This window comes from Paenibacillus sp. SER-28 (assembly GCF_052906305.1).
Window position 1 is genome coordinate 201321 of the sequence record NZ_JBRECM010000008.1, and the last position, 20347, is coordinate 221667.

19 protein-coding genes and 1 pseudogene are annotated in these 20347 nt (G+C 44.4%); 13 read left to right on the forward strand and 7 right to left on the reverse strand.

Going from position 1 to position 20347, the window contains the following annotated elements; translation table 11 throughout:
- The first annotated feature begins 255 nt into the window (after positions 1 to 255).
- Both ACUYLD_RS18760 and ACUYLD_RS18765 read left to right on the forward strand, forming a co-directional pair.
- A complete protein-coding gene (locus ACUYLD_RS18760) occupies positions 256 to 801 on the forward strand; it encodes a hypothetical protein (RefSeq protein ID WP_061831749.1) in 546 nt (181 codons plus the stop codon).
- 43 nt (positions 802 to 844) lie between these two features.
- Entirely contained in the window at positions 845 to 1522 is a 678-nt protein-coding gene (locus ACUYLD_RS18765) for a vWA domain-containing protein (protein ID WP_061831748.1), read from the forward strand.
- A gap of 245 nt (positions 1523 to 1767) precedes the next feature.
- Here the strand turns inward: ACUYLD_RS18765 and ACUYLD_RS18770 are convergent, their stop codons facing one another.
- From ACUYLD_RS18770 to ACUYLD_RS18785, 4 genes are all read right to left on the reverse strand, one after another.
- Entirely contained in the window at positions 1768 to 2148 is a 381-nt protein-coding gene (locus tag ACUYLD_RS18770) for a DUF3899 domain-containing protein (RefSeq protein ID WP_446675713.1), read from the reverse strand.
- Complete coding sequence (locus ACUYLD_RS18775) at positions 2148 to 3791, reverse strand: peptide ABC transporter substrate-binding protein (RefSeq protein WP_069291216.1); 1644 nt, start codon at positions 3789 to 3791, stop codon at positions 2148 to 2150. Before ACUYLD_RS18775 ends, ACUYLD_RS18770 begins: the two co-directional genes overlap by 1 nt.
- Before the next feature lie 196 nt (positions 3792 to 3987).
- Complete coding sequence (locus tag ACUYLD_RS18780) at positions 3988 to 4938, reverse strand: ABC transporter permease (protein ID WP_446675714.1); 951 nt, start codon at positions 4936 to 4938, stop codon at positions 3988 to 3990.
- A 1-nt stretch (position 4939) separates the two neighbouring features.
- Positions 4940 to 5866 (reverse strand): ABC transporter permease, encoded by a 927-nt coding sequence (locus ACUYLD_RS18785; RefSeq protein WP_446675715.1) that lies wholly within the window; start codon positions 5864 to 5866, stop codon positions 4940 to 4942.
- Between the two features lie 317 nt (positions 5867 to 6183).
- Here ACUYLD_RS18785 and ACUYLD_RS18790 point away from each other — a divergent pair, with 317 nt between their 5' ends.
- From ACUYLD_RS18790 to ACUYLD_RS18810, 5 genes are all read left to right on the forward strand, one after another.
- A complete protein-coding gene (locus ACUYLD_RS18790) occupies positions 6184 to 6951 on the forward strand; it encodes an amino acid ABC transporter substrate-binding protein (RefSeq protein ID WP_069291219.1) in 768 nt (255 codons plus the stop codon).
- A gap of 40 nt (positions 6952 to 6991) precedes the next feature.
- Positions 6992 to 7651, forward strand: coding sequence for an amino acid ABC transporter permease (locus ACUYLD_RS18795; protein WP_023987212.1), 660 nt, complete (start codon positions 6992 to 6994; stop codon positions 7649 to 7651).
- A gap of 15 nt (positions 7652 to 7666) precedes the next feature.
- Positions 7667 to 8419 (forward strand): amino acid ABC transporter ATP-binding protein, encoded by a 753-nt coding sequence (locus ACUYLD_RS18800; protein ID WP_023987213.1) that lies wholly within the window; start codon positions 7667 to 7669, stop codon positions 8417 to 8419.
- Between the two features lie 270 nt (positions 8420 to 8689).
- Entirely contained in the window at positions 8690 to 9295 is a 606-nt protein-coding gene (locus ACUYLD_RS18805; protein WP_446675716.1) for a VC0807 family protein, read from the forward strand.
- Positions 9296 to 9302: 7 nt separating this feature from the next.
- Positions 9303 to 9908: a TetR/AcrR family transcriptional regulator gene (locus tag ACUYLD_RS18810; RefSeq protein WP_069291221.1), complete on the forward strand. Its 606-nt coding sequence runs from the start codon at positions 9303 to 9305 to the stop codon at positions 9906 to 9908.
- A gap of 155 nt (positions 9909 to 10063) precedes the next feature.
- Here the strand turns inward: ACUYLD_RS18810 and ACUYLD_RS18815 are convergent, their stop codons facing one another.
- Complete coding sequence (locus tag ACUYLD_RS18815) at positions 10064 to 10282, reverse strand: DUF6809 family protein (RefSeq protein ID WP_322176394.1); 219 nt, start codon at positions 10280 to 10282, stop codon at positions 10064 to 10066.
- 441 nt (positions 10283 to 10723) lie between these two features.
- Here ACUYLD_RS18815 and ACUYLD_RS18820 point away from each other — a divergent pair, with 441 nt between their 5' ends.
- Entirely contained in the window at positions 10724 to 11362 is a 639-nt protein-coding gene (locus tag ACUYLD_RS18820) for a glycoside hydrolase family 11 protein (RefSeq protein ID WP_446675717.1), read from the forward strand.
- A 279-nt stretch (positions 11363 to 11641) separates the two neighbouring features.
- Positions 11642 to 12079, forward strand: a pseudogene (locus ACUYLD_RS18825) (SUMF1/EgtB/PvdO family nonheme iron enzyme); the annotation flags it as partial.
- A 125-nt stretch (positions 12080 to 12204) separates the two neighbouring features.
- Here ACUYLD_RS18825 and ACUYLD_RS18830 read toward each other — a convergent pair.
- Entirely contained in the window at positions 12205 to 13557 is a 1353-nt protein-coding gene (locus ACUYLD_RS18830) for an MATE family efflux transporter (RefSeq protein WP_446675718.1), read from the reverse strand.
- A gap of 138 nt (positions 13558 to 13695) precedes the next feature.
- On the opposite strand from ACUYLD_RS18830, the gene ACUYLD_RS18835 reads away from it, so the two are divergent.
- The 3 genes from ACUYLD_RS18835 to ACUYLD_RS18845 all read left to right on the forward strand — a co-directional run bounded on the left by ACUYLD_RS18835 (position 13696) and on the right by ACUYLD_RS18845 (position 16150).
- A complete protein-coding gene (locus ACUYLD_RS18835; RefSeq protein WP_235307428.1) occupies positions 13696 to 14382 on the forward strand; it encodes a TetR/AcrR family transcriptional regulator in 687 nt (228 codons plus the stop codon).
- A 577-nt stretch (positions 14383 to 14959) separates the two neighbouring features.
- Positions 14960 to 15721 (forward strand): alpha/beta fold hydrolase, encoded by a 762-nt coding sequence (locus ACUYLD_RS18840; RefSeq protein ID WP_235307430.1) that lies wholly within the window; start codon positions 14960 to 14962, stop codon positions 15719 to 15721.
- A 117-nt stretch (positions 15722 to 15838) separates the two neighbouring features.
- The gene (locus tag ACUYLD_RS18845; protein ID WP_081112512.1) at positions 15839 to 16150 is read left to right on the forward strand and encodes a dihydrofolate reductase family protein; all 312 of its coding nucleotides are present in this window, start codon (positions 15839 to 15841) and stop codon (positions 16148 to 16150) included.
- 122 nt (positions 16151 to 16272) lie between these two features.
- On the opposite strand, the gene ACUYLD_RS18850 is transcribed toward ACUYLD_RS18845, so the two are convergent.
- Entirely contained in the window at positions 16273 to 17589 is a 1317-nt protein-coding gene (locus ACUYLD_RS18850; protein WP_446675719.1) for an erythromycin esterase family protein, read from the reverse strand.
- A 539-nt stretch (positions 17590 to 18128) separates the two neighbouring features.
- Here ACUYLD_RS18850 and ACUYLD_RS18855 point away from each other — a divergent pair.
- Positions 18129 to 19280: an epoxide hydrolase family protein gene (locus ACUYLD_RS18855; RefSeq protein WP_322162538.1), complete on the forward strand. Its 1152-nt coding sequence runs from the start codon at positions 18129 to 18131 to the stop codon at positions 19278 to 19280.
- Positions 19281 to 20347 lie beyond the last annotated feature (1067 nt).

Consider the following 20347-nt stretch of genomic DNA (forward strand, 5'->3'; position numbering starts at 1 on the left):
GCAGCTAATAAAGGACATGATGAACATACATAGCATTCTCGTGCATAAACTCTTAAAAAGCGAATGACAAAAGGAGAGAGCGTATGATGTCCTTTATTTTGGGTTGTGTGATTGTCTATTTACTCGTGGCTGTCAGCAGCGAAAAAGCAGATTCAATTGTGGAATTAAATGATTCTGTGAAATAAAATTTTTTATTGAAAATCATGCATTTTCTGATAGGATAGAGTTAAATATTGGAATCCCAAAGGAGAATGCATGCTGGAATTTTCATTTGAAATCATCGACGAATCGAAAATCAACATTGTATATCAGTATGGAAGCAGTAGCTTCAATTTTAATTTATTTTTTAACTACGGTGTGTGGACGCTGCATCCTTTTGACGGGATTCTACTGCAGAACAAGGAAATGTGCCGTCTGATCGTTACGGATCTGTTTAAGAACAAAGATTTTCATGTCATGCTGGCGCGCGAAAATATTTTATTATCAACCCTGCGTACCTCTATTGATCTCAATCCCGAAACTCGGGGAGATCGATATCAGGAACAGGAATTTGATGAGCTGTCTGATTTTGCTGAGACACACAGCTTTGAAGAGGTACTGCAAATAGAGCAGGATTCCGTTCGCGAGCGTATAGATTTCTTCCAAAACATCATTCAAAAAATGTATATGGAAGGATTCGGCCCGGAAGACAATGATTTTAACAAGGTACAAGCTATTCTTCGCATTTATAAGGCTGCACATGACCAACTCGGAGAATTGAGCGACTTTCCCCTGAGAGGCGACGAACGACGCAGATGGTAGACTAGACGGGCTAGGGTATACATCATAGAGGAGCGTGGGGAACATGAGCAGTATTTCTTTACTTAAAAAGAATGCGCAACTGGTACTGACTAAAAAGAATCTAACAAATGTAACTGCAAGAGTTGGATTGGTGCTCGATATTTCAGGATCTATGAGAAGTTTGTACAAAAATGGTACTGTTCAAAAGGTGTTGGAACGAATTGTTGCAGTAGCGAGTTCTTTGGATGATGATGGTGTACTGGACGTATGGGTGTATGATCACCGTTTTTCGCGTTTGCCGTCCGTTACCGAAAATGACGTTGACAACTATGTTGAAAAACATATTTTGTCCAATGATTATTTGCCCAAGTTCGGTCGTAATGATGAGCCACCTGTGATGCGCGATGTTATCGCCAAATACACCAAGGAAGAACCCTCTTCTGATCCGGCCTTTGTTATTTTTATTAATGATGGCGGTGTGAAGCGTGGAAAAGGAGATAATATCGACAACGCAGTCATTGATTCGTCAGGAGAGCCGATTTTCTGGCAATTTATCGGTGTGGGTGAATCCGATTTTGGCGTATTAAAGAAGCTGGACAATATAGAAGGCCGTGTGGTAGATAACGCTAACTTCTTCCAAATTCAAGATATCGAATCTATGGAAGACAATGAATTGTACGAACTATTGCTTAACGAGTTCCCATCATGGTTACAGGAAGCGAAGGAAAAGCAGATTTATTAAGGCTACTAAGTGTTGTACTATGAGCCCTTCTCAAAGCTTAATATATAAAAAATGCAAAAAGAGAGAGTTACGCTAGCAAACGCTTTGCGAAACTCTCTCTTTTCTTTACACACCTCTAAAACGTATAGAAGCTCTACGGCGGTTGCCAGCGGAGCGGGCAGAATTGTTCTGAAGAAGCGAAGCGATCGGAAGAACAATCTGCACGCGTAGCGCCCATCAACCGCAAGAAAGCTTCTCATACCACCCTAACTTATCCCCATTAATATCATCGAGCAAAGGATGAGCCCCGCCCCACACCCCGAAGTATATACCTTGAGGTGGCGGAACATGGATGTTTTCCAGGCTGACAGAGATTCATCGGAACGCAAACGTTCATTTTCCTCCTGCAATGCCTTGGATTGACGAATGAACAACTGTCTGATGTCGGCAAATCCCCGCAGGAAGAGGGTTAGAAAACCGCTTTGCAGAACGTGGAAGATTGCACCGATCACCAAGCCCAGCAACCCCAACATGAATAGCAGATTTGCAGTAGCCATGTTTTCACGACCATACAAGAGATGGGGGATGGCGTACAGAAATCCTAAAGTACCGACAATCAGGGCAGTGATCCCGAAACGTAAAATCATTATTTTTCGACCCGTTTCGCAAAGCGCAGGTCTGGGTTCGAACGAGCATCAAATACGATACCTTGAATCTTAGGGCTGATTAATGCAGTGTCCGCAGAGAACTGGATCGGAATAATCGGCAGATCTTCCATCAATACGTCTTCTGCCTGATGAAGCTGTTCAAAGCGTTTTGCCGGATCAAGCTCAAAGGTTGAGGATTCGATCAGTTTGTCATACTCCGGGTTGCTCCAGTTGGTAAAGTTGTTCGAATTTTTGGAAGTATAATGCCCCAATACGCCGAGTGGATCCAGGAAGTTTCCTTCCCAGCCCATACGAGCGATCTGGAAGTTCTTTTGTTTAAAGGTATCAATGTACGTTTTCCATTCTTGATTCTCCAGCGTCACTGCAACGCCCAGGTTCGTTTTCAGCATTTCCTGAATCGCTTCAGCTACTTTTTTATGCTTGTCCGAAGTGTTGTATTTAAAGGTAATCGGTGGCAGCTGGGTCAAACCTTCTTCTTTCAGACCTTCGGCCAGCAATTGCTTCGCTTTCGCAGCGTCAAACTCATAGTATTTTTTCGGTGCTTCATCACGGAAGTCCTTGCCGGATGGCGTTGTTGTTCCGTATGGAACATAACCGTAAGCCGGAGTTTCGCCACCTTTGGTTACGCTGGTAGCCAATGCTTCGCGGTCAATCGCGTAGGCAATGGCCTGTCTGATTTTTTTATTGTCAAACGGCTTTTGTTTTACGTTAAAAGAATAGGTATACACACTGAAAGATGGATGCGACAGGAATTCCTTGTTGCTCTTTTCCTGATCCAGGGTATCTACGGGAAGGCTCAAAATCAGATCCAGATCGCCCGTTTTATACATTTGATAATAAGTTGTGGAGTCTTGAACCATTTTAAAATTAATCGTTGCCATTGTAATGGCATCTTTGTTCCAGAATTGATCGTTTTTCGCCAGCGTAATCTGCTCGTTATGTTTCCATTCCTTGGCTACATACGCACCGTTGCCGACCATTGTGCCCGCTTCTGCTGCCCATTTGTCATTTTTCTCAACAACCGATTGGTTTACTGGCAGATAGGCATGACCCACTGCGATCGTTGGGAAGAAGCTCAGCGGTGATTTCAGCTCAACTACCAGAGTTTTATCATCTTTGGCTGTAACACCCACGTCTTCAATTTTACCTTTGCCTGTGTTGTACGCTTCGGCACCTTTGATGTAGTAGAGGGCAGAAGGATCGTAGGCAGCTGTTTTCGGATTTAGTACCCGTTTCCAGGAGTATTCAAAATCCTTAGCTGTCAGTGGGTCACCATTCGACCATTTTGCACCGTCACGGATCGTAAAGGTGTAGGTTTTACCGTCAGGAGATACGTCTACTTTGCTGGCAGCGCCTTCTACGATTTTACCGGCCTTATCGTATGTATACAGCCCTTCGTACAAGTTATCAATCACAAAGTAGGACGTTGTATCTGATGCGAAAGCAGGGTCTAGCGTATAAGGCTCTCCACCTGCCAGATTGGCAGTAATTTCTTGCGGGATATCTGCTTGAGGCGCGGCGGACGGGTCGTTGCTTGCTGTTTTGTCCGTATTACCAGAGCATCCAGCCAAAGCCGTTACGGCCAAAAGTAAGATGATCGTCATCCAATGCATTTTTTTCATTGTGGTTTTCCTCCATTACTGTGATTAGTTATGCCAAAAATAAGGTACACCGTACCGGGGGTTATTCATCCTCCTTTCCCGCAGGTATGCCGCGTGTGCGCACTTCGATAAAGGAATTGCCGTTTTTCCTGCGGTTAGGCAAGAAGCTGCGGATCATGGTGACACCCCTCCTTGTCCAATTTCGATCTCTACATTGTTAATGTTGTGAGCGCGGGTCAAGTGCATCCTGAAGCCCGTCTCCAAGTGTATTGAACGCCAGCATGGTGAGCGATATCATCAGCCCGGGGAAAAATAGGCGCCACCATTGACCGCTTAAAATAACGCCAAGTGAATCGTTAGCCATCGTCCCCCAGCTGGCCGAAGGAGACTGAATCCCCAGACCGAGAAAGCTCAGGAATGATTCGGCAAAAATAGCCGACGGAATAGTGAACGTCAAATTTACGATAATGATTGCCGCTGCGTTTGGTAGCAAATGTCTGAAGATAATACGTGAATGAGATGTCCCCAAGCTACGGGCTGCTAACACATATTCTTGCTGCTTCAGCTGTAAGATTTGCCCACGCACTACACGGGCCATACCGACCCAGCCAGTAATGGATAATGCAATAATCATTGTGAGCAGTCCCGGCTTCATAATGACGAGCAGCAGAATGATGACCAGCAGATAAGGAATGCTATACAAAATTTCAATAATACGCATGAGAATGCTGTCGATCCTGTCGCCTGTTTTGCCGTGCCCGGCACAATAGCCAGCAACACAGCCGACGAGAATACCAAGTACCAAATCAATGGCGGCAGCGGCAAAGCCGATCATGAGTGAAATTCTAGCTCCGGCCCATGTCCGTGCCCATACGTCCCTCCCCAGATCATCCGTGCCAAACCAATGCTCTTTCGAAGGAGAGAGATTCGTTTTCAAAAGGGATTGATCACTGGGTGCATAGGGAACCATGGAAGGTCCAACAATCGCCAGCACAATAATCATGATAAGTAGGGAAAACCCCAACAGAGCAAGCTTGTTGTTAAAAAGTCTGCGTAGCCGATCCCGCCAGGGTGATTCTTTGGGTCTGGTCAACGTGGGGGTGGGGATCTGGCTACGATCTACAAGACTGAACAGGCTGTCCTTTTCGACAGTAGATGCTGCTTTCATGTTAATCTCCTTTGCTGACTAATTTGATTCGTGGATCGACAAGGCGATAGGATATATCAATTAAAAATAAAGTGACGACCAGAATGGCACTGTAAAAAATGGTCGTCCCCATAATCACTGGATAATCCCGGTTAAAGATACTATCTACGAAGTATTTACCGATGCCGGGAATGGCGAATATTTTTTCAACGACAAAGGTACCTGTAATGACGGAAGCGAATAGCGGTCCGATAAAGGAAAGCACCGGAATCAACGCATTGCGTAATCCGTGACGAAGGACTACTGCCCAAGAGGACAACCCTTTTGCTTTGGCAGTGCGTATGTACTCCTCATGCATGACCTCCAGCATACTCGTTCGCATAAAGCGGGCGATAACAGCAAGCGGTGAAACAGCGAGAGCCAGCGACGGAAGTACCGTATGCTGCCAGGTTCCCCATGAGGCGACCGGAAGCAGATGCCATTGGACGGCAACATACTTGATTAACAGCGGTGCCAATATGAAGCTGGGTACGGAAATACCAACAATCGCGATAAACATCGAGATATAATCCAGTGGTCGATTATGGTGTAGAGCAGCCAGTGTTCCGAGCGAAATACCGGTAATAATCGCGACCACGATGGATTGAATACCCAGCAATGCAGAAGGTGGAAAACCTCGGGCAATGAGCATATTGACGTCCGTCGTTTTCGATTGAATAGACGGGCCCATGTCCAGCACTAGCAGATTTTTGAGATACAACACATACTGCACAGCGAGCGGCTTGTCCAGATTGTACCTGGCACGCATGTTTTGCAATACCGCTTCCGGAATGGTTTTGGAATCGTTCGAGAACGGATCACCCGGAATGATGTGCATGATGATAAACGTTAAAGTGACGATAATCCACAACGTAATGAACATCGTAAAGAGACGTTTTAAAATGTACATGGGGCTTTATTTCTCCTGTCTACCAAGCTGATTTACATACTATGGCTGTTGAAATTTTAAAATAATAAAAGTATATAAGAATACTAGGAAATAATAAGACGGTTTAGGTGACATGTCAAGGTAAGGTTTTACATTATAGAACACAGGTCAAATTTTCGTCACAGGTTTTCCATTTATATAAGGCTAAGATTCCGCTTATTCCTCTCGACGAGTATCCTGCGGTATGTTATGATGATACTCTGATAACGTGTTAACGAACTAAAGCGTTTGCCACCTGTTCTTGGATACGGGGGTCACCATTGTTGGAGGGGAATAAGATGAGAAAAGCAGCCATGTTTACGATGTTGATTGGATTGATGATGATCGTGTTGGCCGGATGTTCCGGCGGTAAGGATGACAGTAAATTGATTATTGGAATTGATGATAAATTCGCCCCGATGGGCTTTAGAGATGAAAATAACGAGCTGACCGGCTTTGATATTGATTATGCGAAAGCGGCCGGGGAACAAATGGGTAAACAGGTGGAATTTCAGCCGATTGACTGGTCTGCCAAAGAATCCGAGCTGAACAGCGGACGTATTGATCTCATTTGGAATGGATACACCATTACGGATGAGCGTAAGGAAAAAGTGCTGTTCACGAAGCCATATCTGAAAAACAGTCAGGTGATTGTCATTCCGGCTACTTCCAGTCTATCCAAGCTGGCTGATCTGACGGGCAAAACGGTCGGACTCCAGACGCTGTCTTCAGCAGCCGATGCATTGGATGCAAATCCGATCAAAAGTAAATTGAAGCCTGTGTCTGAGTATCCGGATAATGTTCTCGCTTTGACAGACCTGAAAACCGGGCGTCTGGATGCGGTTGTTATTGATGAGGTCGTTGCCAAGTATTATATGTCGAAGGAACAAGGGACGTATAAGCTGCTTGATGAATCATTGGCCCCTGAGGAATACGGCATCGGCGTGAAAAAAGGAAATGAAGAGCTGTTGACGCAGCTGCAATCTGCTTTGGATGAGCTGCACAAGAACGGAAAAGCTGCTGAAATTTCGAAAAAGTGGTTTGGTGAAGATAAAGTATTAAATTAATATGTAGTGTATTGAACTAAGGGTTTAGGAGTCGAAGGTCATGAGTATGGAATATATTTTACGAATTATGAAGCCTATGCTTGAAGGGGCACAGATGACGGTTATTTTATTTTTCATCACGCTCATCTTGTCTATTCCATTGGGTTTTATCGTTACGTTGCTGGCCAAAAGCCGGATTAAGCCAATCGCCTGGCTGATGCATACGTACATTTATGTTATACGCGGTACGCCGCTATTGCTGCAATTATTGTTCTTTTGTTTTGGTCTGCCGATGTTGCCTGTCATTGGGGAGTATCTGGTATTGGACCGGACAACGGCTGCGGTACTGGCGTTTGTACTGAATTATGCGGCTTATTTTGCAGAAATTTTTAGAGGCGGGATGTTGTCGATTGATAAAGGGCAATACGAGGCTTCGCAAGTGCTGGGCTTGAGCAAGTCGCAGACGCTGATTAGAGTCATTGTGCCGCAAATGGTACGGATTGCTTTGCCTGCGGTGACCAATGAAGCGACAACACTGGTAAAAGATACGGCACTACTGTATGCAGTAGCGGTACCGGAACTGCTACATTTTGCGAATACGGCTGTAAACCGTGATTTCTCGATTGTACCTTATGTTGTAGCGGCGGTTATTTATTTGTTGTTAGCTTTGGTGCTGACGCTATTCTTCAGGGCGCTGGAAAAACGTTTTAAATTCGAGTAAAAGGAATGTCGGGATATGAATACTAATGCAATAGAAGTAACCGATTTGAAAAAATCGTTCGGCAAGCTCGACGTTCTGAAAAGAGTGAGCTTTAACGTTAAAGCGGGCGAGGTTGTAGCCGTCATTGGTCCTTCAGGTTCAGGAAAAAGTACCATGCTCCGTAGTTTGGTACACCTGGAAGATGTGACGGGCGGGACGATCCGCATTCATGATAAAGCACTGGTGGAAAACGGTCAGTACGCTCCGGCAGGTGACATTAAGGGCATTACTACCGGTATGGGCATGGTGTTCCAGCATTTTAATCTGTTCCCTCACTTGACGGTGCAGGATAATCTGGAGCTGGCTCCGAAGCTGGTGAAGAAGGTGAGCAAGGCTGAGCTACGTCGCCAAAGCGCTGAGTTGCTGGCTAAAGTCGGATTAGCAGATAAAGCAGATGCGTATCCATCCCGACTGTCGGGAGGACAGAAGCAGCGCGTGGCGATTGCCCGGGCAATGATGATGAACCCTGATATTTTACTGTTTGATGAGCCGACCTCGGCCCTTGATCCCGAACTGACGGGTGAGGTGCTGCGAGTTATCAAAAAGCTGGCTGAGGAACATATGACGATGGTCATCGTGACCCACGAGATGAACTTTGCGAGAGATGTGGCGGATCGTGTCATTTTTATGGATAATGGCGAAATTGCAGAATCCGGTACACCAGAGCAGATTTTTGGCAATCCTCAGCTGGAGCGGACGAAGGTGTTTTTGAATCGGGTGGGGGATTAAAAATATAGTTGCTTGTTAGAGTGTGTGTCCGTGAGCAATATGTTTTTAAGCAGGAAGTATGAGGGAAGAATAAAAGCAAGGGAGATGGCAAACGCCATCTCCTTTTTGTAGTTATAGCGTATGCGAACTGTGTAGCCACATTTGGGCAATATGTAGATTGAGGTTCGTATACAGATTATTATTTTTAACCTTTACATACCTACCGAAGGTATGTAGAATGAAAGATACCTACCGAAGGTAGGTTTTGAATGATGAGAGGATGAGTCGATCATGAATAAATCTCGCAACGAAATCCTATTTACGCTAATCATTAATATCGTATTACCTTATTTGGCTTATCGCCTGCTAATTCCGTATACGAGCAGTGTGGTGGCTCTGTCTATCGCTGCTCTTGTACCACTATGCGACTCGCTCTACAATCTTATAAGGACGCGCAAAGCAGATGTGTTCTCTGGCTTTATCTTTCTTGGTCTAATTCTTGGCGTCGTGGCCGTTCTCTTGGGCGGTGACGAACGCTTCATTCTGCTACGGGAGTCTTATGTGACCGGTATTATGGGGTTGGTGTTTCTAGGTTCGCTGCTCTTTGGTCGACCATTAATTTATTATTTTGCCGAAAGATTTACAGGCCATAATCCTCAGATGAACGATAAATGGGAGAAACTTCCGCGCTATCGCTTTAACTTCCGCCTGATAACGGCGGTGTGGGGACTCAGCCTGCTGCTGGAGGCCTTCATCAAAGTAGTGCTGGTATATTCGCTGTCCATACCGACCTTTCTGGTCGTATCGCCGTTCTTCACCTACGGGCTTATTGGTTTGACGATCTGGTGGAATATAGGTTTCATTAAAGGAATAAAAAGACAGACAAACGGGAGATAAAAAGATTATGCAAGATAAAGCGATGAACGACAGTCTAAAAAAGCTGCTTGAGATTGCCGAAAAGATGATTATGGAGAAAGGCTGTCGGGCGACGACACTACAGGATATTGCGGATCGCAGCGGACTGACTAAAGGAGCCATTTACCATTATGTCAAAAGCAAAGATGAATTGTTCGGTATGATTCTGGAGGCGGGAATGGAGAAAACCAATCAGCGCTTTTTTGAATCTGTCGCCCGGACTCCCGCAGGACCAGAAGGAATCAAATCCCCGCTTAACACCTTAACTGAACGGCTTCGTAACATCGGTAGTGGGGACAGTGCTGCCAGCCTGATTTTTATTTATCTACTCAGCCAACAGGATAAGCCCGCCGTGGCTGGCATTCTGAAACGTTATCATGAAGCATCTATCCTCACTGCCAAAACGTGGATCGAAGTCGGACAGCAGAATGGAGCTATCCCTGTTTCAATCGATGCGGACAGGACAGCTCGGATGTTCACCGTGTTCAAGAACGGACTGCAAGTTCAGCATAACATAGTGACCGATGGCGATAAAATCAACGAACTGGAAATTTATGAGTTCTTGATGAATGCGCTGGGCGCAGGAAGAGGCTAGGCACGTCTGAAATTCTCTTAAAGTACTCCATTCGTTCAGCTATCCCTGGATTTTACCTTTAAGTTTATATTCTACTGAGGAGAAATCTAGGGATAACAGCGATCGGAAGAACAATCTGCATGCGTAGCGGGCTCAACACATAACTCCTCCATTATCTATCTATTAGGATCAACAATTTCTTTGTCCTCGCTAAATACTTCAATCATCGTTAATGCCCCCGCCCGGTACCCGTGAATGAATGCTGCTGGTAATTTGCTTTTCAACATCTCCATGAGATCACTAATTTTTTGATTCACTTTTTGAGATTCAGGGTCGGTTGAATTTATCTGTTCACTAGGACGCCATTTCCCATAATAGATATCCTCCAAAATCATTTTTTATCAAACCTCCTATGAAAAGTTAAGTGTTTGTCCTCACGTGAATCGAGATTTCCCATTATGCACTGCTAATCACCCAAGCACATTTTACTGTATGTGATGGATGCATATTGATATTTATGCGTTATTTGCATAAATTTTTTTTTAGTATATAAGCTGAGTTAAAAATGTACATGAGGCGCCACTAGGCTGTCGAGTGGTGCTTCCCATCGGTGTAATACTGGAATTATTCTATAAAATTCAAAGAAAGCTAAACATAATAGAGTTAAAGCTTTAATTTGCTAGGTTTATATGCAAACGCTATTATTCTATAATTTCACTCAGAAAGGAGGTTAAAGTAAAAAAATACGGAATATGGAACGTATAGGTGATATACTGCAAAGAGAATCAACCAACAAGCAAGTGATCGGATAAACACAAAATTTTAGGAGGTAGAGTATGTTTAATTTTAGTAAGAAAATGATGACGGTAGTTCTTGCAGCTTCCATGAGTTTTGGGTTATTTGCAACAACCTCAAGTGCAGCGACAGACTATTGGCAAAATTGGACCGATGGCGGTGGGACGGTCAATGCTGTTAATGGATCAGGCGGTAATTACAGCGTAACATGGAAAGATACCGGGAATTTTGTTGTCGGCAAAGGCTGGACTACTGGATCGCCAAACAGAACGATCAACTACAATGCCGGTGTCTGGGCGCCGTCCGGTAATGGATATTTGGCTCTCTACGGGTGGACGAGAAACTCACTCATCGAATATTACGTCGTTGATAGCTGGGGTACTTATCGACCTACCGGAACGTATAAAGGTACGGTGACCAGTGATGGGGGCACATATGATATCTACACAACAATGCGATACGACGCACCTTCCATTGAAGGCGAAAAAACGACGTTTATTCAGTACTGGAGTGTTCGACAGTCGAAGAGACCGACCGGGGGCAACTCCACAATCACTTTCAGCAACCACGTGAAAGCATGGGCGAGCAAAGGAATGAATCTGGGAAGTAACTGGTCTTACCAGGTGTTGGCGACAGAGGGGTATAAGAGTAGCGGGAGCTCTAACGTAACGGTGTGGTAACCAACTCAACTGCAAGCTGTTCAACGAACAGGCGCGGTTGGGACTGTCTCACGGGATAAGCGGGTTTTGAGAGCTGTCTGATAGATAGGGTTTAAATGAATCGATCATGGAGGACTCACCGAGCCCTAAGTATTGTAGACAGGCCGATGACCGTTCCCCTCCAGTCTATCCGTCAGTGCGGATGCGTTGAAGGCCGTTTCCTGCCAGGCGAACGGCCTTCGACGCTGCTGGAGGCGAGTTGCAGGCCATCACGGCCTACTATTTTTCCTATCAGCTTAAAGGAGATCTATCCATGAGAAAGCTATTAATGCTTATTTTAATAGCAACAATAAGAATGATAACGATAATATAAAATGGACAGTAACGATTAATGAGGGAGCTAACGGTTACCGATTGCCTACAGAAGTGGAGTGGGAATATGCTGCACGCAGAGGTCAGGCGAGCAAGGGCTACACATACAGTGGAAGCAATAATGCCGACGAGGTCGCATGGTATTGGAAAAACGCCGGAGACAAATACTTATCTGGAGACTGGAACTGGCCTATCATCGAGAGCAACAATAATAATACAAAATCGATCGGTACCCGGAAACCCAACGAGTTAGGAATTTACGATATGTCCGGCAACGTCAGCAACAACGAGATATCTTTCCGAGGTAAGTTCGATGCGAATGGCTTTGGTCCCGATCAAGGGTTTCGTATAGCTCGTAGAGAATAGTCGGAATAAGGCACTACAAATGAAGGTTAAACTAACGGGCAGTTTAGGTTAATACAGTTCTACCCCACCGAGAAGACAAGGTCGGGGAGTGTCCTTATCCTGCCTTCTTGCATGTTATATGTTTTCTACTGTACTAAATTATCCAAATCCGGCTGCAATTTGGTCCGCAGAACATACAGCATGGTGGCACCAACAAGGAACGCAACGGCATCCGAAATGACAAGCGACCAGACCACCCCGTGGAATCCGTTCATTCGATTAGCAATATACAACACAGGAATCAGAGTAACTCCTTGAATAACTGACATAATAAACGCGGCGGTTCCTTGCGCTGTTGCTTGAAAGATACCGGTAAACAGCGAGGTCATTCCTGTAATGAATAAGGATAAGAACGTCACATGTAGAATGTAGCTACCCATTTCAATTAATTGTGGGTCACTCGTAAATAAACCAATTAAGTGGTCGGAAATCAGATAGACGATAACACCGAACACGATTGCTAACGTCACAATAGCTTTGATTGTAAATCCAATGGTATGTTTCATGCGTAATTTATTTGCTGTAAAAGAGAAGGCAATCAATGGCACAACTCCCTCGCATAAGCCCATCAGAATAAACTCAGGAAATTGCAATAGGCGTGATGAAATTCCGTAAGCCGCTACGGCCTGATCCCCATAATCGACAAGAAAATGGTTAAAGATGAGCGACATTGCACCCAAGAAGATACTCATAACAAAGACGGGAACTCCGATTTTGAATACATTGCTCAGAATATCCGCGGTAGCTTTAAACCATTTTACGGAGACAGTTAAGAATTGGCTCTTATATCCCATATAGAAGGCGTAGAATGCACTCGCAACCAAGTTAGAGATGACCGTAGCAGACGCAACGCCGATCACGCCCCAATGGAAGACGAAGATGACTAGCGCGTCGAGAATAATATTCACGACAACACTGAGAATCATACCGATCATCGACGTGATTGCTGCACCCTCGGAGCGCACAATATTCTCCAGCGTGAAGAATAATACGACGAATGGTGAACCAATAAGCATAATCGTGACATAGTCCTTCGTGAATCCGAAGGAGCTAGTTGTTGCCCCGAGGCCATGAACGATTGGATCGATCAACGGGAGACCGACCGCCATCACGATAAGACCGAGAACTAAACTGCTGTAAAAGGCGAATGAAGACACATGCTTCACATCGTCATATTTTTTTTCTCCCAGCAAACGGGAGATGAATGTGCCACTACCCATGCCTATCAAGTTGCCTAGTGCCATAATGATCGCGAATAACGGCAAGGTTAGTGCGAGTGCGGTTAACATGGCAGTATTGCCCAGTGTACCAAGGAAATAGGCATTTAAGATGGAATAGATGACATTCATTGACGTACCTAGCATCATCGGTACAGCGAAGTGAGCTACGGCTTTTGCGACCGGTGCTTTTTCAAAGTAATGGAGGTTTTCTGCATCCATGCGAGTCACTACTTTCTTTATTTATTTTGTCCTTCAGTCTAACACTGTTAGGTTGTGCCTTACAGTGTTAGATGATATCATGAACCTATGAACCTGTAAAGCATAAACTTACACTGTTAGGTAAAAGGGCGGATACCGATGAAAAAAAAGCAGCCTCAAATTTCGGAGGATAAGATTTTGGAAGCCTCGTGGGAGCTTCTTGGAGAGGAGGGTATCGAGAAATTCAGTATGAGACGATTGGCCGACCGGCTAGGGATTCAGGCTCCCTCTTTGTACTGGTACTTCAAGAGCAAGCAGAATCTCTATCAGCGCTTGGCCAACCAGGTATCGAAAATGATTCTGGAGGAGTTTCATTCCGAGGGGGACTGGAAGGAGCAGCTGACGGGGCTTGCGGTAACGATGCGGAGTGTGCTCTACCGGTACCCCTGCTCCACGCAGCTCATGATGATGACGCTGCCCCACGAACCGGACATCATCCGGTTCACCAACCGTATGCTGCTCTGCGTGGAGTCGACGCCGCTTGAGCAAGAGCAGAAAATACAAGTGGTTACTACGCTTGTGAACTATGTCTCCTATTTCGTCCTAGACGATTATCAGCATGAGCGTAATGTCTCCGCTATCCTCAAGGACCAGGGAGCGCTTCCGGGTGAGGAGATGATTCACCTTCTGAATTCCATGAGCGAGACAGAAGTGGGACTATTCCGGAGGATGTTCACGAACGGGCTGTTCGAGCTGATGGGGACCGACGGAGCGTTTGAGTTCGGATTGAAGCTGATTCTGTTGGGGGTTGAGCAGGTGATAAAGGAGCAGGAAAGTAGTATGTAAAAACCGCCCATCCGGTTATTGGATGGGCGGTTTCAATTAGGTTACGTTTACCCTAAATTGTTAGTGAATTTATAATCTTCTGTCTGTCTTTTGTCCTTTGTAAACGTGATTTACTTGTATTAATCATCAAGACAGGAAATATGTATCTTCAACTCAATTACTAAGCATAAAATCAAAAGAAGCATTTATAAAGTTGATGTTATTGTCATATAAAATAATGATAGATTAACTAGTACTGGAGTACATTACAGAAAAGAGAACTTTATCACCGATTTTTTTAGCACGTAATAGCGAAGAATTCGCTTTTGATATCCGCCGCTATTCAACTAAAAGGCAGTTATTCAAAGTGACTTCATATCAATGTATGTTTTGCCCGCTCGAGGATTTCGGTGTTTTAAGCCTTGTAAAAACTTCTGATTTACGCAAAGTAGGCTCTCCAAGCCGCAAATCAAGCGGCATTCAATGAGATATTGTTTTTATTTTCGACGTGGATATCTTTTTTAATATAGACTGTATGTTCAATCATGATTAAAATGCTAATCAAGGAAAATATTACCACATTGGGGAGGGTAACAAGGTGGAACTTTTTTACGAAATCGAAGGGAATGGAGTCCCTATAGTCATGATTCACTCGGGAGGTGTCGACTCAAGGGTATGGAGATATATGGTGCCTGAATTGGCAAAATCATTCAAGGTCATTACCTTCGATGGTCGAGGAACCGGCCGCTCGCCTGCTATGCAAGAGCCGACTTCACTTGTGGAGGATTTGCGCAAACTTCTCGAACATCTCGGACTGGATCTTGTCACACTTGTTGGCCATTCCATCGGTGGGCAAGTCGCGACTGATTTTGCGTTATCATATCCTTCTATGGTTGAGCGGCTAGTGGTGATTGCCCCTTCATTAACGGGATTTGCATATTCGCAAGAATTTACCAATTATATAGCATCGGTGAATGCGGCCGCTCCCGATATTTCAAAACTTGTAGAGTTGTCTTTAGCCGGACCGATCTATCGGGCTACGATGGCTAGCCCCCACCGGAGATTTCTGAGTGAAATGCATACTCACTACATGACAAGGGTATTTACCGAGTGGAGGAGCTTTGATGTCCTTTGGCCAGAGCCGCCTTCGATTGAACGTTTAGAGAACATTGCAGCGAGTACGTTATTTATACAAGGAACCATAGAATGGCCGGATATGTATAATATCGCCGAGCACTTCAAGCGTGTACCTGAGATTAGGTTTGCCGAAATCAAAGGAGCTGATCATATGCTTGTCCTTACTCATGCGGAAGAACTAGCAACTAGTATCCGACAGTTTTGTCACAGGAACCATACGTGATTAGATTGGGTATCTCTTGAATCAAAGTATTATAATGGGGTGATAAGAAGTTTTCACTTCTGAAACTGGATTCTTTGATCGAATCATTTTAAAGAAGGAAAACGCAACACCAGATGAATTGGAACGCAACCCTCGTCTCAAGGGGATCTCAAGGAAGAAGTTTTGAACCTCAAAGAGCAACCCGGAAGTAACATCTTGGTGCTTGGAAGCGGCGAGTTAGTTAGGAAGCTGATGAAGCATGATCTCGTCGACGAGTTTCGGATCATGATCTTTCCGTTTATATGGGTGAGTGGAAAGCGTTTGTTTACAGATAACATCAAGACGATGTCTCTTAAGCATGTCTATACCAAGACCTTACATTCGGGAGCAGTTGAATTGACGTACCCTCCATCAAAAGAAGATAACGTTTTTCACCAAGGCTCAGACTGATAAAAACAAAGTCTGAGCCTGCCGCTGTTTTATATTGGAGCCAGTCTTATAATTATAATCCGGAGCCTGATGGTAAACTATACCCAGCTACCCTGCATCCCACAGACGGTTCTTGCGAGCTGTTATTCTGAAAATAAAGCATCCGTTGCAACCGGCTGAAGGATAGGCAGTGGCTGAAGGGAGATGGTCCGGTCGAGATGAACAAACGCATCATAACGATCCGCCATGCTGGAAGGCACGTAATTGCCGAATCGCTCATGAGCAGGCTCATATACAACACCGATGGCACGGTGGCCAATGACCGTATGCAGCATGGAAGATGCATCGGAGAGCATTACCACGCCATTCCGGCCGCCTCCCGCCCGGTGCATGCAATACTCCCAGCTTCCTGGCTGTCCGGGCGGCACGGTCATTTTCTCAACCGGAGCTCCCCAAGCTCTTCCGGCCAGTACCTCGCCCTGATAGGTCCCGAAGCCAACAGCAAACACACGATGTTCTGGATCCTCCCGCAGCAGCTGACCCACATTGACCATGCCATCAGCCATCATATCCGTTGCCCGCGCATCACCGATATGCGTATTATGCTCCCAGACAATAGCCTTTGCCGAGGCGCCGTAATAGGACATGATTCGCTTCAGTGATTCAACCATATGTCTGTCCCGTATATTCCAGGACTGCGGGCCTCCCTGGACCATCGTACGATAATAGGCCTCCGAACTGGAAGTGACGAGCATGTTCACCTCCGCATTCAGCTCTTCCTCACTTCCCGGATACGTCATGCGCCGGCTCTGAATCTGCTTCAGTAGCTCAACCACTTCTTTCTCACAGCTCTCCGAGAGCAATCCTGCCGCAATGCCATAAGCCTGATGGTCCCTGCTATATGGATCAAAACAGGCATATGTCCTGCGGGCCTGTTCCAGCTGGGGAGACTTGGTCTCCTCCAAATAACCGATGATTGCCTCCATCGATTCCCATAACGAGTACATATCGATGCCATAAAATCCAACCTTGGGACAGCCACTGCCGCCCCCTTGATTTACCTCATTGTAATCCTTCAGCCACTCCGCGAAATCACGAATATCCGTATTCGCCCACATCCAGGTCGGCCAGCGAGTAAAATCACCCAGTGCATCGGTTGCCGAAGAATCGGCCCCCTCCATCCCTTTAACATACCGGTTCAATCGATAAGCAGAGGGCCAGTCTCCTTCTACGCCGATAATGTTAAATCCCTTGCTTGCAATTAGCTTCTTCGAAAGCTCGGCCCGAACTCGGTAAAAATCAGATGTCCCATGGCTCGCTTCGCCAAGCAGCACAATATCTGCCTCTCCGATGGCCTTAACTATGCAGTCTAGATTCTCCATTCCGTCCAATGGGATAAATAAGGCATTCAGCTCTTTCAAATATGCATTCTGCTCTGATAGATTATCATTAAAATTCATGAATTTGTTCCCTCCTTTAGACGGTATGAGTGAATTATTTCCGATTTGTCCATTCATTAACCCAAAACATGTCTCCCTTAGTGATAAGCCCGGGTAAGTCTGGTCGGGGCGAAATTTGAATTGATCTAACGGGCAAGATAGCGTGACGAAGTAATCTCGATAAATAAATAGAGGCACAGCTAATTCAGAAGATCGGCTGCCATTTACATTAGTCTAAAAACCATTCAGATAAAATCGGATATGCTTTTTCAGTTACATGGGGAACGCTTAAAAAGAGAGGATCGCGTTGAAACAGAGAAAGACCTGTTTGTATTCTCGGACCAGTTGGAAAATAACCTTGCGCTTCGGAAAGTGTTATGGTGTTGAGAAATTGGAAATCATAACAAAGGGATGAAGTAATTAAGATAATTGTAAAACGTTGAGGATAAGGAAGGTTACTAAAGTCCTCCACGGCGAAAAAAATGCCCGATTTTTAGCATAGTACCACAGCAGTTCAAGGGATATCATTAAGATGTGCGCAAAAAAGGAGGAGAAATATAATGTCCGTTGAACGTTTTCATATTCACATTGCAGATGAAGTCCTTGATGATTTGAAAAGAAGATTACACCACATCCGCTGGCCGGATCAATTGGAAAACTCAGGCTGGGATCGAGGTGTTGATTTAACTTATTTAAAATCCCTTGTTTCGTATTGGCGAGAACAGTATGATTGGCGCGAACAAGAATCTCAGTTAAACCGTTTTTCCCAGTTTCGCTGCAAGATCAATGGAGTTGATGTGCACTTTGTTCATGAGTACGGAAAGGGTCCCAATCCCATGCCCATTATTCTAACCCACGGATGGCCAGATAGTTACCTTAGATATCAGAAGATTATTCCTCTTCTTACAGATCCAGCTAGCTATGGAGGTGATCCTAAGGATTCTTTCGATGTCATTGTCCCTTCATTACCTGGTTTTGCGTTCTCTAGCTCTCCTGACCATCCTGGTGTCAACAATTATCAGGTTTCCGAGATGTGGGCTAAATTAATGACAAAAGAATTAGGATACGATAAGTTTGCTGCAGCAGGTGGGGATATAGGTTCCGGAGTTACGAGATATCTGGCATCGAACCATCCTGAACTTTTATTCGGGATTCACCTAACAGATATTGGTATCATAAGAGATCTACTTACGTCCCATGAGCAGGTAAAACTTTCAGAGGAAGAACTTCAATACAAGAAAAGAGCATTAGAATGGCTTTCTCTAGAGGGAGGGTACATGTCGATACAATCGACACGTCCACAGACTCTTGCGTATGGACTTTCTGATTCACCAGCAGGCTTAGCCGGTTGGATTATTGAAAAATTCCGAGCTTGGAGTGATTGTGGAGGTGACCTCCGTCAAAGATTTAGCGAAGATGAACTCATTACGCATATCATGGTTTATTGGCTTACTAACACAATCGGGTCGTCAACGCAGATGTATTACGAAAATTCACATTCTCTGCCGTCATTAGGCTATATAAAAGTACCAACTGGGGTTGCATTATTCCCAGCAGATATAGTATTACCACCAAAAGACTGGGCAGTACGTAATTTAAATATAACTCGCTGGACTACCATGGCTCGTGGTGGACATTTTACAGCCATGGAAGAGCCAGAGCTTTTAGCCCAAGAAATTCGTACCTTCTACAAGCCTTATAGAGTGGAATAGTGAGTGTTTATGATGGAGCAGATATCTTAGAATAATATTCAAGAGCGAAAAGACTTTTTGAGTATGTGCGAACAACCAATTGATTTCAGCGTTTGTTTGATGAAAAAGCTACGGATAAAATCTTTTATTCGAATGCTATTAAAAGGTATTTCAAATAATTTTAAAATGCGCACTGATACGCTAACGGGTACAATAGTTGAAACAAAAAGGTTGCCGTGGCAGCCTTTTTTATTTTATGTTAGGCCTAGTAGGACCAACTTACCAGTTGAGCCCGATTGGATCAATAAATCTGCCTTAAATGATGTGGGTTAGTATCCATTATTAAAGGCGGATTTACGAAATTCAATATAAGGCTCCTTAACGTTGTAAATCCGTGTTTGCTGGCGATACCTCAATAATGTAAAAAACTACAATTCATTATCGTTCCTAAAAGCATGCTTATAGGAACGATTCTAAATTAGTCTATTTCACGTCCCCAAATGTGTATAAATAATTATTGGAATGTTCAGTATTAATGGTCCCTTTTTTGGAACTGAAAGGGGGATGCATCATATAGTAGATATGGCTTATGTTTGTGTGTCGGCCGGCCAAATACCAAGCTACTTTCGACGCTACTGTTGAACAAGAGCATGAGCCCAAAAAGTCGTCACAAGATATCTAACTGCTATTTATGAAAAGCATTTATCGGATGCAGTAGATATGGTCAAAGATTCACGGTACCTTTAATGAAGAAAAACAAATTCGAAAGTATGAGCAGTACAGTAATAGAACTGATTTTGATAACTTGGTTATTAATTGGTGTAATTTACCTGTAGTAATCAGCAAACTTAAATGATATATTATGTATCCGGCCGTAAGATAGGCTGTGATGTAATAGTTAGATGGACTTCAAAAATTCAAAGGATTACCTACGAGGTATTATTTACCAGTAGCATGAATCGTGGAAGTATGATATATTATTAATCTGGGCGTTGATATGGCCGGAAATAATTGATCTTTGAAAACTGAACAACGAGTGAGTAAAACGATTTTGTTCGCAAAATCAAACAAGAGATATTTTATCTCGT